Here is a 12,412-nt window from a genome sequence, read left to right as displayed (position 1 = left end):
ATGGATCAGTGCTCCTTCCGAAGGGCGATGACGCTGCCGTCGGCATCGGCGGAGACGTACAGGGTGCCGTCGGGCCCCGCGGCGATTCCCGCGAACGGCCCTTGCGGCCCGGAGAAGGGGATCAACCCGAGGAGCGGCTTGGGAGTGACCCCGGGGGCGCCCCGACAGGCAGACCTGTGGCGACGATCTGTCGACTCTTGGTCTCCAGATCGACGTTCACCAGCGACTTGCTCCCGGTGTCGACGATGTAGAGCTGTGTCCCTACGACGGCGATGCCCTGCGGCGACTCGAGACCGTCGACAATGGTGTCGGTTCCCGAGCCTGTCACCGCTGCCACCCGGCCCGCACCCGACTCGGAGACGAGGCAGGTCCCGTCCGCGGTGAACGCGACGCCCATCGGGCGGTCGAGGCCGCTCGCCAGGACGTCGGCTCGCCCCGCCTGAACCGAATGCACTTGCCCCGAGCCGAGATCGGCCACCGCGATGGCCCCGTGCGCCGCGACCGCGACGCCGTACAGCTGGTCGAGGCCCTCGACGAGTACCTCGCTCTCGGCGGCAGCGGGACGGTACCGCGACACCGTGCCGTTGCCCGCGACGACGAACTCGCCGTCGCCCGTGGCGGTCATGCCGCGGATGTAACCGGGATAACCGGGACTGAAAAGCATTCCGAGCGTACTCAGTTCGCCGCCTGGTGAACGGGTCAGAAGGAATGTCCCGTCCGCGATGTAGAGGGTGCCGTCCGGTCCGACGGTGAGGTCGAGCGGCCAGGTCAGGCCGTCCGCGAGGGCGGTACGGGTGTCACCGTTGCCGAGGATCTCGGTGATCTGGCCGGTGAAGCTCGACACGAACAGGCGGTCTCCGGCGAACGTGAGGTTGTCGAGACCGGGCGTGAGTTGAGCCAAGAGTGTCTGCGTGCCGCTGCGGGGATCGATCCGGAGGACCTGTCCCGAGGCGACCTGGGTGGACACGATGTACCCGTCCGAATCGAACTTGACGGCATCGGGACCGCCGAGATCGGCTGCGACCCTTTCGGGTTCGCCGCCGTCGAGGTCGATACGCCAGATCTCGTTTGCGCCGAGCAGCGGGTAGTAGAGCTTGCCGTCCGGGCCGACCTCCATGCCGTTCGGCATGGGCAGATCTTCCAAGATGACCGTGGGGGCCCCGCCCGCCGGATCGAGTTCCATCAGTCTGCCGCCGGGCCTGCATTCGTTCACGAACAGCCTGCCCTGATGGATCGTGATGCCATTGGCACCGGGCAGATCGTCCCGCAACACGCGGGTGGTGCCGTCGGCCTCGCGCACGCTGACCCGACCGTCGTAGTACTCGGTCACATACATGTCCCCGCGGGGGTCGAATGCGACATCGTCGGGCGCGACGATGTCGCTTCCCTGTGCGCTGACAGTGTCCAGTGCGCCGGATTCGAGGTCGAGCGCGCTGATCTGGCTCCCCGCGACCTGTGCGATGTAGATGCGTCCGTCCGGGCCGGTCCGGATGCCGTTCGCCCCGAACAGTCGGCTCGGTTCGGTCAGGCGCTCCAGCTGCCAGCCGTCGGCGAGTTCATGGGACGAGGTGCTTGTGTAGCGGGCCGCCTGAGTCAAGGTGGGCCTCCTGTCATGAGGAGAGATCAGTGATGACGACGTGTCCTGACGGCCGGTGCGCGGAGGCGGAAGGGCGTGATGCAGGCCACAATTTCGCTCGCGTCGGAGTCTAATCTGGGATCAACAAGATTTACAAGTATTACTATCCTTGAAAGGATAGAAACCATGTTCTCGGGTCCGCAAGCCCGATTATCGAGGGGTGGCGAGGTGCCCAGTCATCGGGACAGAGCTCGATGACCGCCGCGCATGGGTGCGCGGCGGTCATCGTCCTCGGTCGGTCACGGACCCGGGACGGCGCCGGAGAGCGTGCCGAAAACGCACGAGAGCGGACCGTCGCGACGGTCGTCGTCGCGAGGGTCCGCTCTCGTGGGAACTGTGTGTGTGGGCGCCTACGCGCTGCCGTCGAAGAGGCTCGTCACCGAGCCGTTCTCGAAGACCTCGCGGATGGTCTGGGCCAGCAGCGGGGCGATCGACAACACCGTCAGGTTCTCGAACCGCTTCTCCTCCGGAATGGGGAGGGTGTCGGTCGCGATGACCTCCCGGGCGCCGCAGTTCGCGAGCCGTTCGGCAGCGGGATCGGAGAAGACGCCGTGTGTGGTCGCGATGACGACGTCGCCGGCACCGGCGTCCTTGAGGACCTTCACGGCACCGGCGATGGTGCCGCCGGTGTCGATCATGTCGTCGATCAGCACGCAGGTGCGGCCGTCCACGTCGCCGACCACGCGATTGGACTTGACCTGATTGGGAACCAGCGGATCGCGCGTCTTGTGGATGAACGCCAGCGGTGCGCCGTTGAGGGCATCGGCCCACTTCTCCGCAACACGCACGCGGCCGGAGTCGGGCGACACCACGGTGACGTTGTCGGTTCCGTAGTTCTCCCGGACATAATCGGCGAGCTGACCCTGGGCGTGCATGTGGTCGACCGGGCCGTCGAAGAAGCCCTGGATCTGGTCGGTGTGCAGATCGACGGTGATGATCCGGTCCGCGCCGGCAGCCTTCAACAGGTCGGCCATCAGGCGAGCCGAGATCGGCTCGCGGCCGCGATGCTTCTTGTCCTGGCGCGCATAGGGATAGAACGGCAGGATCACGCTGATGCGCTTGGCAGATCCGCGCTTGAGCGCGTCGATCATGATGAGCGACTCCATGACCCACTGGTTCATCGGGTATGGGCAGCTCTGCAGGACAAACGCGTCAGAGCCGCGCACCGACTCCTCGAAGCGTACGAAGATCTCGCCGTTGGCGAAGTCCCGCGCTGTCTGCGGTGTCACCTTGATGCCGAGCTCGTCGGCGACGGACTGGGCGAGATCGGGATGGGCGCGGCCAGAGAACAGCATCAGGTTCTTCTGGTTGTCCGTGGTCCAGGTCATGAAAACTCTTCTGTTGGAGATGTAGCGGTCAGGCGTCCGGCTGGTCGTCTGCCGGGCTGTCGGTCTGTCGGGCCTCGAGTGCGGCGCGGGCCGACTCGCTGTCCGGGCGCTTTCGCACCACCCAGTTCTCGATATTGCGTTGTTGTCCGGCCGACACCGCGAGAGCACCGGGCGGGACATCGTCCCGCAAGACCGTACCCGCTCCGGTGTAAGCGCCGTCGCCGACCTGCACCGGTGCGACAAACATGTTGTCAGAACCGGTCCGGCAGTGGGACCCGATCACAGTACGATGTTTCGCCACGCCGTCGTAATTGACGAACACGCTCGACGCCCCGATGTTGGAGTGTTCGCCGATCGTCGCGTCGCCGACATAGGTGAGGTGGGGGACCTTGGAACCCGCGCCGATGTCGGCTTTCTTGGTCTCGACGAAGGTGCCGATCTTGCCGCCGACACCGAGCCGTGTCCCCGGCCGCAGGTACGCGAACGGTCCGACCGACGCATTCGCGCCGATCTCCGCCTCGCTGCCATGGGTGCGGATCACCGCGGCCCCGGAGCCGATCACGACATCGCGGAGGGTGGAGTCCGGGCCGATCACCGCGTCGTCGGCGACGGTTGTGGTGCCCAGCAATTGGGTGCCGGGTTCGATGCGGACGTCCTCGCCGATGGTGACGTCCACGTCGATCCATGTGCTGGCGGGATCGACGACGGTCACGCCGGCCAGCTGATGGCGTCGCACGATTCGGCGATTGAGCTCGGCACCCAGCTCGGCGAGTTGGACGCGGTCGTTGCAACCGGCCACGAGGACGGGATCGTCGACGGTGAACGCCCGCACGGCGTGACCGTCGTCGCGGGTGATCGCGATCACGTCGGTGAGATAGAACTCATGCTGGGCGTTGTCGGTCGACAGGCGTGCGAGTGCCGACCGGAGCGTGGCCGCGTCGAAGGCATATACCCCGGCGTTGACTTCCGAGATCGCGCGCTGCTCGTCGGTGGCGTCCTTGTGCTCGACGATTGCCTGCACCAGCGAATCGTTGGTCCGGATGACCCGCCCGTATCCCGTGGGGTCCGCCGCGCGAAAACTGGTGAGCGTGACGGCCGCACCACCGTCGGCGGTGTGCGTCGCGACGAGAGCGTTCAGGGTCGCCGCGTCGAGGAGGGGGACGTCGGCGGCGGTGACGATGACCGTGCCGTCGAAGTCGTCAGGCAGCGAGGTCAGTCCGGCGCGTGCGGCATCGCCGGTGCCGAGTGGTCGATCTTGCACCGCGATGGTCACGGCGCAGCCGACCTGTTGCGCGATCTCGTCGATCTTCGCGCTCACCCGTTCACGTTCGTGGCTGACCACCGCGATCAGGGTCTCGGGCTCGATGCCCGCGGCGCCGTGCAGGGCGTGGCCGACCAGCGGCCGCCCGGCGATGGTGTGCAGGATCTTCGGGGTCTTCGACTTCATCCGGGTGCCCGCGCCTGCCGCGAGCACGATCACGGCAGTAGCCGGCGAGGGCGTCTCCGTCATGTCGCCCGATGTTACGCAGTCGGTGGTCCGGCGCCGCGCTCACCCGCCGAAACGCCGGCCTGATAGAAAACAGGGAGGTGAACAGACCTGGCACGCACAAACGGAGGTACAACAGTGAGTACTCAGAAAGTCGCGATCGTCACCGGCGCCGCGCGCGGTATCGGAGCGGGTGTCGCCAAGCGATTGGCTGCCGACGGCCTCGCCGTGGCCGTTCTCGACCTGGACGCCGGCGCATGTGCCGACACCGTGTCGGCGATCACCGGTGATGGTGGAAAGGCGATCGCGGTGGGCGCCGACGTCTCCAAGGAGGAGTCGGTCAAGGCGGCTGTGGAGAAGGTCGTCGAGGAACTCGGCCCGCCGACCGTCCTGGTGAACAACGCAGGCATCCTGCGCGACAACCTCCTGTTCAAGATGACGGTCGACGACTGGGATGCGGTCTTGGGTGTGCATCTGCGGGGTGCATTCAACATGAGCAAGGCGTGCCAGAAGCACATGGTCGACGCAGGGTGGGGACGAATCGTCAACCTGTCGAGCACGTCGGCGCTCGGCAACCGGGGCCAGGCCAACTACTCGGCCGCCAAGGCCGGCATGCAGGGCTTCACCAAGACACTTGCCATCGAGCTCGGCAAGTTCGGCGTCACCGCCAACGCGATCGCGCCCGGATTCATCGCCACCGAGATGACCGCCGCCACTGCCGAGCGGGTCGGTGTGCCCTTCGAGGACTTCAAGAAGGCCGCCGCTGCGGAGATCCCGGTCCAGCGCACCGGCCTCCCGGAGGACATCGCCCACACCGCGTCGTTCTTCGCCAGTGAGGGAGCCGGATTCGTCTCGGGTCAGGTCATCTACGTCGCCGGCGGTCCGAAGGACTAGATCGGTATTCCCGCGCCCTCATCTCGTTCCCGCTCATCCGATCGGGCGAGCGGGAACGAAACGGGGGCGCGGGAACTGCGTCGAACTGCCGCCACCTGCCTGTGGCACAATCGTCTGCGCAGTATTCCCCCATGGTGTAATCGGCAACACTTCTGATTTTGGTTCAGGCATTCCAGGTTCGAGTCCTGGTGGGGGAGCAGGTCCACGGGGCCATCACGGCCCGGACACGACAGTGGCCCGTCGTTCCGCACGGAACGACGGGCCACTGTTCTGTTCAGGCTCAGGCCACGATCGCGTGGATCATGACCGTCGGCTCACGGCACCACGGGATTCTTGCCCGACGCCAATCCGATGTCGGCGCTGTTGTGTTGGCCCGCAGTGACCTTGACCTGTACTGCGGCCGGCTCGTACAAGTTGGCCACGATGGTGAACTGGCCGTCGGTGAGACCGTCGATGCGGTACCGACCGTCGGCGTCGGTGGTCGTGGACGCGACGATGGTCTGGTCGGGACCGATTGCCGACACCGTTGCGCCTTCCAGAGGGATGCCGCTCTGCGCGGCGCGTACCGCGCCTTCGATGCCACTGGTTTCCACCAGCCGGATCTCGATGGGTTCGACGTTCCGTCCGGGGGTCGCATCGACGGTCACCAGCTGGCTGGCCGGCTGGTAGCCGGGGGCCGATGCGGTCACCGCGACGGTGTCGCCCGCGGACAGCCCGGGGATGGTGAAGTGTCCGTCGGGATCGGAGTGTGCCTGTGTCATCACGGCGCCGGATTGATCGGTGACGATCAGTTCGGCCCCAGCGCGCGGTGGCCATCGCGGACCCGTCCTCGCAGCACGGAGCCGCCGATGAGGGCGAAGTCGCGGTGGGACACCGCTTCACCGACCACGGAGACGGTCATCGCCTTGGGAGCGTGGCCGGGCGCGGTGGCGATGACGGTGTAGGTGCCGTCGGCGATGTCGTGCACTGTGTAGAAGCCGTCGCTGTGGACTGCCGCGACACCGGCCTGGCGACCGTGGACGTCGGTGACGGTGACCGCGGCGGTATCCAATGGCGTGCCGTCGCCGTTGACGACGCTGCCCGCGATGCGCGGACGGACTGCCGGTGCGTCGGCTTCGTCTGCGATACCCGTTGCGGCTTCCGGTGACCCGGCGTCACTGGCGGACGCCGGCAGCTTTCCGCTCCGGACGAGCAGCCCCGCGACCACGCCGCCGATCGCGAATACCCCTGCGGCCACTGCGAATGCGGTCGTGTAGGAGTCCACCGCAGCCAACTGCGCCAGCTCGTTCGGATTCGAGACAGTCGCGGCGTGGTCGGCGATGTACGAGGCCGCTGCGCTCGACGCGATGGTGCTGAGCAGCGCCGTGCCCACCGAGCCGCCGACCTGCTGCATCGTGTTGACCGTCGCCGAGGCGACACCTGCATCCTCAGGCGAGACGCCGGAGATCGCACCCTGCATGGCCGGGGCCATCGAGGCGCCGATGCCGACGCCCATGACCAACAGCGCGGGCAGGATATCGGTTGCGTACGAACTGGTTTCGCTGATCCGGGTGAGCAGTACCATGCCGCCTGCGGCAATCAGCATGCCGCCGGACATCAGCCAACGCGGACCGAACCGCGGAAGGATGACTGCGGTCGACGTGGTCGCCGTGATCACCAGCATGCCGATCATCGGAAGGAAGGCGAGCCCGGTGCGGATCGGGCTGAACCCGAGGTTCTGCTGCAGGTAGTAGGTCAGGAACAGGAAGATGCCGAACATCCCGATACCGGCGATGAAGACCACCAGATAGGAGCCGCCGCGGGTGCGGTCCTTGATCACGCGCAGCGGCAACAACGCGTGCTTGCTGCGTGACTGCCACCAGATGAAGCCGGCCACGAGGACTGCGCCTGCGATCAGCCAGGTGATGGTCGCCCAGTCGCCCCAGCCATTGGTCTCCGCGTTCGAGAATCCGTAGACGATCGAGAAGAGTCCGGCCGACGCCGTCACCACGCCCGGCAGGTCCAGCTTCGGACGGTGCTCGGACTTGGACGGGCCGAGGAACAGCACGGCACCCACCAAGGCGATCGCCGCGATCACGAGGTTGACGTAGAGGCACCAGCGCCAGTCCGCCCATTCGGTGAGCATGCCGCCGAGCAGGAGGCCGAGCGCGCCGCCGCCACCGGCGATCGCGCCGAAGATGCCGAACGCCTTGCCGCGTTCGGCCGGGTCGGTGAACGTGGTGGTCAACAGAGACAGTGCCGCAGGCGCCAGGAGGGCGCCGAAGATGCCCTGGCCCGCGCGCGCGGCGACCAGCATCTCGAAGTTCACTGCCGCGCCGCCGACGGCCGACATCACCGCGAACCCGATGAGTCCGATGATGAAGGTGGTCCGGCGTCCCCACAGGTCCGACAGGCGGCCGCCGAGCAGCAGCAGGCTGCCGAACGACAGTGCGTATGCGGTGACGATCCACTGCCGGTCGTCATTGCCGAAGCCGAGCGATTCCTGAGCGTGGGGGAGCGCGATGTTCACGATGGTCGCGTCGAGAACGACCATGAGTTGGGCGAGGGCCAGGACGCCCAGGACGACCCAGCGCAGCCGATGATGGCGGGCCTGTTCCGATTCCTTCTCGACGGGGGCGACGTCGAGGTCCTCGTAGACAGTGCTCATCCGAGCCTCCGTTCTAGGCGGAGGTATCTCCTCCGGTTACCGTTCCAGAACGTACGGCAACCGGAGGCTATTCCTCCACTTGTTATCCTGTGACCATGAACACGCCAGCCGCCGACGCCGTCGGGTCCCGGAAGCTGCGTGCCGACGCCGAACGCAACCGGCTGCGAATCATCGAGGCGGCCCGCCAATTGTTCGCCGAGCGTGGCCTGGAGGTCTCGCTCGACGAGGTTGCCGAGCGTGCCGGCGTCGGGGTCGGGACCGTCTATCGGCGGTTCACCAACCGCGACGAGCTCATCGTCGGGGTCCTGGCCGAACACCTCACCCAGGTCGCCGAGCGGACTCGAATCGCGATTCGGGATCCCGATGCCTGGCAGGCCGTCGTCGATGTCCTGACGCTGGTCGGGTCGTCGATGGCCACCGACCGGGGGCTGGCGGCGCTCATCATGCGCATCGACCACGAGCATCCGGACATCAAATCGGCGAAGTCGGCTCTCACCGGACAGCTGACGCAACTCTACGAACGGGCCACGGATGCCGGGGTGCTACGACCGGATCTCGCGCCGAGCGACTTCTTCGGCATCTTCACCATGCTCGCGGCCCTCGCCGAGGTCACCGAGCCGAGTGTGCCGGACGCGTGGCGACGCTTTCTCGAGCTGATCCTCGACGGCGTGCGCGCGAGCGGCCGGACGACGTTGTCGGTGCCCGCCCTCACCGACGATCAGATAGCGGAGATCCAGCGGACGCGGCGCGACGCCCAACGATAGCGAGGGCGGTGTCGGCTAGGTGATCAGCCCTTCGCTCTTGAGCCAGTCGTAGGCGACGTCGGACGGATCCTCACCCTCGATGTCCACCCGTCCGTTGAGTTCCTGCATCACGTCGTCGGTGAGCCGCTCGGACACCGTGTCCATCAACGGTGCGATGTCCGGATAGGCGTTCAACGTCTCTTTCCGGACCACCACGGTGCCGCTGTAGGGCAGGAAGTACTTCTTGTCGTCCTCGAGGGTGACGAGTTCCAGGTTCTTGATCCGCCCGTCGGTGGTGTAGACCATGCCGAAGTTGCACGGCGCGCTCTTGGCGGTCGAGGTGTAGACGACACCGGAATCCATCTGGATCACGTTTCCCGCGGGCACCCCGTTCGGCGTGTTGTACGGCATTCCGTAGGTCTCGAGCATCGGCAGGAAACCGTCTGGGCGGCTGAAGAACTCGTCGTTGATACAGAAGGTGCGATCCTTGACCGGAAGTTTGGCGATGTCGGACATGGTCCGGACATTCAGCCGCTTGGCCGTCGGTCCGGAAACGGCGAACGCGTACGTGTCGTTGAAGTTCGCCGGCGGAAGCCAGACGAGGCCGTTCTCGCTCAGTTCGATGTCGTGGACCCGTGTCCACAGTTCCTTCGGGTCCGGGATTGTCTCGGTCTCATGGTGATAGGTGACCCAGGCCGTACCGGTGTACTCCCAGAGAAGGTCGGCGTCACCGTTGAGCTGTGCCTGCCGCGACGACGCGGACCCGGGTGCGTTGGTGAGGTCGGTGACCTCGGCGCCCGCCGCCGCGAGATAGGTGGCCGCGATCTTGCCCAGCAGCACGCTCTCGGTGAAGTTCTTCGACGTCACCGCGATCTGGGCGCCGGACAGCGGCTTCTTTCCGTCCGGCAGTGATGCGCTGTGGAACGTGCCCGACGAGCTGACCAATCCGCAGCCGGCGATGGTCAGGATCGCGACCACGAGGGCGATGATCGGGACGGCGCGCTTCATGAGAGTCCCCTTGGGGTGGCGAACAGCTCGACCAGCCGTCCCAGCCAATCGATGATCAGAGCGAGCAATCCGACCAGGATGGCCCCGGAGACAAGGAGTTTCGGCAGGAAGAGCGTGACCCCGGTGGTGATCAGGGTGCCGAGGCTGGTCGCGCCGATGAAGGTGCTGAGGGTGGCCGTACCGACAAGGATGACCAGCGCTGTCCGGACACCGTTGAGGATCACCGGGACGGCCAGCGGTAGTTCGACTTGGACGAGGGTCCGCACGGCGGAATAGCCGATGCCGCGCGAGGCCTCGACGGTTCGCTGATCGACCTGGCGGAGCCCGACGATCGTGTTCTGCAGGATCGGTAGCACCGCGTAGACGACCAGACCGATGACCGCTGTCTTGAATCCGGTGCCCAGCCAGAAGGTGAACAGCACAAGCAGTCCCACGGCCGGCGCCGCTTGCCCGACGTTGGCGATGTTCACCGCGATCGGGTTGAGCCATCGCATCGACGGACGTGTCAACAGGATGCCGAGGGGGATGGCGATCACAACCACGATCACCGTGGAGACAAGGGTCAGTTTGATGTGATCGAGGATGGTCGTCTGTAGCGTGCTCCAGGAGAGTGCGGCCTGCTCGGTCTCAGTGAAGGTGGTGGACTGGTACCAGACGATGTAACCGACCAGCAGCACGACGATGATGAGCGGCTCGAACCACACATCCATCGGTAACCGTCGGAGTCGTTTCATGACTTGTCGTCGCTCGGTTCGATCGGATCAGGGGTCGCCTCGTCGTCGGTGGCTGCGACGATCACCGGCATCTCGTTTGTCGAAGTTCCCTCCGTATGGTCGACGTACGAGGTGTCCTCGTCGTTGCGGACGTCGGCCAGTTGGGTGCGGATGACCTCCATGACGGTGTCGATGCCCAGTGACCCGACGACGGCTCCGCGACCGTCGGTGACCAGGGCGCCGCCCTGGCTGGCGGCGAGCATCGTGTCCAGTGCGTCGTTCAGCGTCGACGACCTGGCGACCACCGGCAGCCGCCGGTCGATGTAGTCGGAGACCTGTGGTTTGGCGGCCACCTCGTCGAGAGATGGCCATGCGCGCGGATGTCCTGCGTTGTCGATGACGACCACCCAACTGTGGCCCGCCTGATGTGCCCGGGCGAGCACGGGTTGGGACGATTCGCCGACCCGCGCGGTCGTCACCTGCTGATGCGGCACATCCCGCACCCGGGAGAACGTCAAGTGTGCGAGCGTCGCACCGGAACCGATGAACTGCTCGACGAATTCGCTTGCCGGATTGGCCAGGATCTCCTCGGGGTGGCGTATTGCTCGATGTGGCCTCCTTCGGACAGGACGAGGACCTTGTCGCCGAGCTTCGTGGCCTCCTCGAAATCGTGGGTCACGACCACGATCGTCTTCCCCAGTTCGTGCTGGATGGCGATGAGGCTGTCCTGCAGGCGGACCCGGGTGATCGGGTCGACCGCCCCGAAGGGCTCGTCCATCAGGAGCACCGGCGGATCGGCGGCCAGAGCGCGTGCGACGCCGACACGTTGTTGCTGCCCGCCGGACATGTCTTTGGGCAATCTGTCGGCGAAGGTGTCGGCATCGAGCCCGACGAGATCGAGGAGATAGGCGGTGCGCTCGGCGATCCGTTTCTTGTCCCAGCCGAGCACACGCGGTATGGCGCCGATGTTCTTCGACACCGACCAGTGGGGAAGAGGCCACCGGACTGGATCACGTAACCGATGGATTGCCGTAGTTTGTCGGGGTTCTCGTGCGTGACATCGCGGTCGCCGATGAAGATGTGGCCCTCGGTCGGCTCGATGAGCCGGTTGATCATCTTCAGCATCGTGGTCTTCCCACATCCGGACGGACCGACGAAGGCGACGATGTCCCCGGCGTCGATCTCCAGATCGAGGCTCTCGACTGCTGGCTTGTGTTGTCCTCGATAGCGCTTCATCACGCCGTCGAGTCGGATCGACGTGCCGGTGACGGTGCGGTCGGGGGAGGCCGAGTCGATTGCCGGTTCGGTCATGAGAGTCCTTTGGAGATCGTGAGGCGGCCGAGCAGGACGAGGAGGCCGTCAAACACCAACGCGATGATGACGATGAGAATTGTTCCGGTGAGGGCCATCTCGAGGGCATTGGCACCCCCGAGCCGGGAGAGACCGCTGAAGATGAGCGAACCCAGCCCGGGACCGAGTACGTAGGCGACGATGGCGGCGACACCGATGATCATCTGGGTGGCGACGCGAATACCGGTGAGGATCACCGGCCAGGCGATCGGCAACTCGACGGAGACCAGAATTCGCCAGCGGGACAGGCCGATACCCTGCGCCGCCTCGATCACCGACGGTGGGACCGACCGCAAGCCGACGATCGCGTTGCCGATGACGGGCATCGTCGCGAAGAAGGCCAGCATGATGAAGCTCGGCACCACACCGAGTCCGAACGGCACGATCAACAGCGCCAGGAGTGCCAGCGAGGGGATCGTCAGCGCAACCCGGCTGGTCGTCAGGGTGAAGGCCGAGAAGAACGGCAGTCGATAGACCAGGACGGCGACAAGAACCGCGATCACGGCGCCGACCAACACCGTCTGAAATGCCAGCGAGGCGTGTTGATACGTGAGAAAGGTCAGCGTCGCCGCATGCCCTTGGACGTAATCCCACAGTTGCACGCCGA

General features: G+C 66.0%; 9 protein-coding genes, 1 tRNA gene and 3 pseudogenes. 3 read left to right on the top strand and 10 right to left on the bottom strand.

Annotated features, from left to right (window positions below):
- Positions 1-5 precede the first annotated feature (5 nt).
- The 3 genes and pseudogenes from GTV32_RS08645 to glmU form a co-directional block, all read right to left on the bottom strand.
- A pseudogene (locus GTV32_RS08645) lies at positions 6-1,597 on the bottom strand (SMP-30/gluconolactonase/LRE family protein).
- Between the two features lie 389 nt (positions 1,598-1,986).
- Positions 1,987-2,964, bottom strand: coding sequence for a ribose-phosphate diphosphokinase (locus GTV32_RS08640; RefSeq protein WP_161059793.1), 978 nt, complete (start codon positions 2,962-2,964; stop codon positions 1,987-1,989).
- Positions 2,965-2,992: 28 nt separating this feature from the next.
- On the bottom strand, positions 2,993-4,474 hold the full coding sequence (glmU, locus tag GTV32_RS08635) for a bifunctional UDP-N-acetylglucosamine diphosphorylase/glucosamine-1-phosphate N-acetyltransferase GlmU (RefSeq protein ID WP_161059792.1): 1,482 nt from the start codon (positions 4,472-4,474) through the stop codon (positions 2,993-2,995).
- A gap of 114 nt (positions 4,475-4,588) precedes the next feature.
- Between glmU and fabG the strand changes: the two genes are divergently transcribed.
- Together fabG and GTV32_RS08625 are read left to right on the top strand one after the other, a co-directional pair.
- Positions 4,589-5,344: a 3-oxoacyl-ACP reductase FabG gene (gene fabG / locus GTV32_RS08630; RefSeq protein ID WP_161059791.1), complete on the top strand. Its 756-nt coding sequence runs from the start codon at positions 4,589-4,591 to the stop codon at positions 5,342-5,344.
- 125 nt (positions 5,345-5,469) lie between these two features.
- Positions 5,470-5,541 (top strand) — tRNA-Gln (locus GTV32_RS08625).
- A gap of 117 nt (positions 5,542-5,658) precedes the next feature.
- On the opposite strand, the gene GTV32_RS23125 is transcribed toward GTV32_RS08625, so the two are convergent.
- The 3 genes and pseudogenes from GTV32_RS23125 to GTV32_RS08620 form a co-directional block, all read right to left on the bottom strand.
- Positions 5,659-6,105 (bottom strand): carboxypeptidase-like regulatory domain-containing protein, encoded by a 447-nt coding sequence (locus GTV32_RS23125; protein WP_202421696.1) that lies wholly within the window; start codon positions 6,103-6,105, stop codon positions 5,659-5,661.
- 26 nt (positions 6,106-6,131) lie between these two features.
- Positions 6,132-6,395 (bottom strand): carboxypeptidase-like regulatory domain-containing protein, encoded by a 264-nt coding sequence (locus tag GTV32_RS23375; RefSeq protein WP_237421763.1) that lies wholly within the window; start codon positions 6,393-6,395, stop codon positions 6,132-6,134.
- Positions 6,396-6,506: 111 nt separating this feature from the next.
- Positions 6,507-7,991 (bottom strand): annotated as a pseudogene (locus GTV32_RS08620) (DHA2 family efflux MFS transporter permease subunit); the annotation flags it as partial.
- Positions 7,992-8,086: 95 nt separating this feature from the next.
- On the opposite strand from GTV32_RS08620, the gene GTV32_RS08615 reads away from it, so the two are divergent.
- The gene (locus tag GTV32_RS08615; protein WP_161059790.1) at positions 8,087-8,755 is read left to right on the top strand and encodes a TetR/AcrR family transcriptional regulator; all 669 of its coding nucleotides are present in this window, start codon (positions 8,087-8,089) and stop codon (positions 8,753-8,755) included.
- A 15-nt stretch (positions 8,756-8,770) separates the two neighbouring features.
- On the opposite strand, the gene GTV32_RS08610 is transcribed toward GTV32_RS08615, so the two are convergent.
- From GTV32_RS08610 to GTV32_RS08595, 4 genes and pseudogenes are all read right to left on the bottom strand, one after another.
- Positions 8,771-9,742, bottom strand: a complete 972-nt coding sequence (locus GTV32_RS08610) for a glycine betaine ABC transporter substrate-binding protein (RefSeq protein WP_161059789.1) — start codon at positions 9,740-9,742, stop codon at positions 8,771-8,773.
- Positions 9,739-10,476 (bottom strand): ABC transporter permease, encoded by a 738-nt coding sequence (locus tag GTV32_RS08605; protein ID WP_161059788.1) that lies wholly within the window; start codon positions 10,474-10,476, stop codon positions 9,739-9,741. Before GTV32_RS08605 ends, GTV32_RS08610 begins: the two co-directional genes overlap by 4 nt.
- Positions 10,473-11,766 (bottom strand): annotated as a pseudogene (locus tag GTV32_RS08600) (ATP-binding cassette domain-containing protein). Before GTV32_RS08600 ends, GTV32_RS08605 begins: the two are co-directional and overlap by 4 nt.
- Complete coding sequence (locus GTV32_RS08595; protein WP_161059787.1) at positions 11,763-12,407, bottom strand: ABC transporter permease; 645 nt, start codon at positions 12,405-12,407, stop codon at positions 11,763-11,765. The pseudogene GTV32_RS08600 and the gene GTV32_RS08595 overlap by 4 nt, the downstream one beginning before the upstream one ends.
- Positions 12,408-12,412: the final 5 nt, after the last annotated feature.

It is taken from the genome of Gordonia sp. SID5947 (assembly GCF_009862785.1).
Taxonomy (GTDB): Bacteria; Actinomycetota; Actinomycetes; order Mycobacteriales; family Mycobacteriaceae; genus Gordonia.
This window is presented reverse-complemented; position numbering and strand designations above follow the sequence as displayed.

Bases quoted from the DNA above. Each gene is read 5' to 3' on its own strand.
- GTV32_RS08640 (WP_161059793.1), bottom strand. From the start codon at position 2,964: ATGACCTGGACCACGGACAACCAGAAGAACCTGATGCTGTTCTCTGGC.
- glmU (WP_161059792.1), bottom strand. From the start codon at position 4,474: ATGACGGAGACGCCCTCGCCGGCTACTGCCGTGATCGTGCTCGCGGCA.
- GTV32_RS23125 (WP_202421696.1), bottom strand. From the start codon at position 6,105: ATGACACAGGCACACTCCGATCCCGACGGACACTTCACCATCCCCGGG.
- GTV32_RS08615 (WP_161059790.1), top strand. From the start codon at position 8,087: ATGAACACGCCAGCCGCCGACGCCGTCGGGTCCCGGAAGCTGCGTGCC.
- GTV32_RS08610 (WP_161059789.1), bottom strand. From the start codon at position 9,742: ATGAAGCGCGCCGTCCCGATCATCGCCCTCGTGGTCGCGATCCTGACC.
- GTV32_RS08605 (WP_161059788.1), bottom strand. From the start codon at position 10,476: ATGAAACGACTCCGACGGTTACCGATGGATGTGTGGTTCGAGCCGCTC.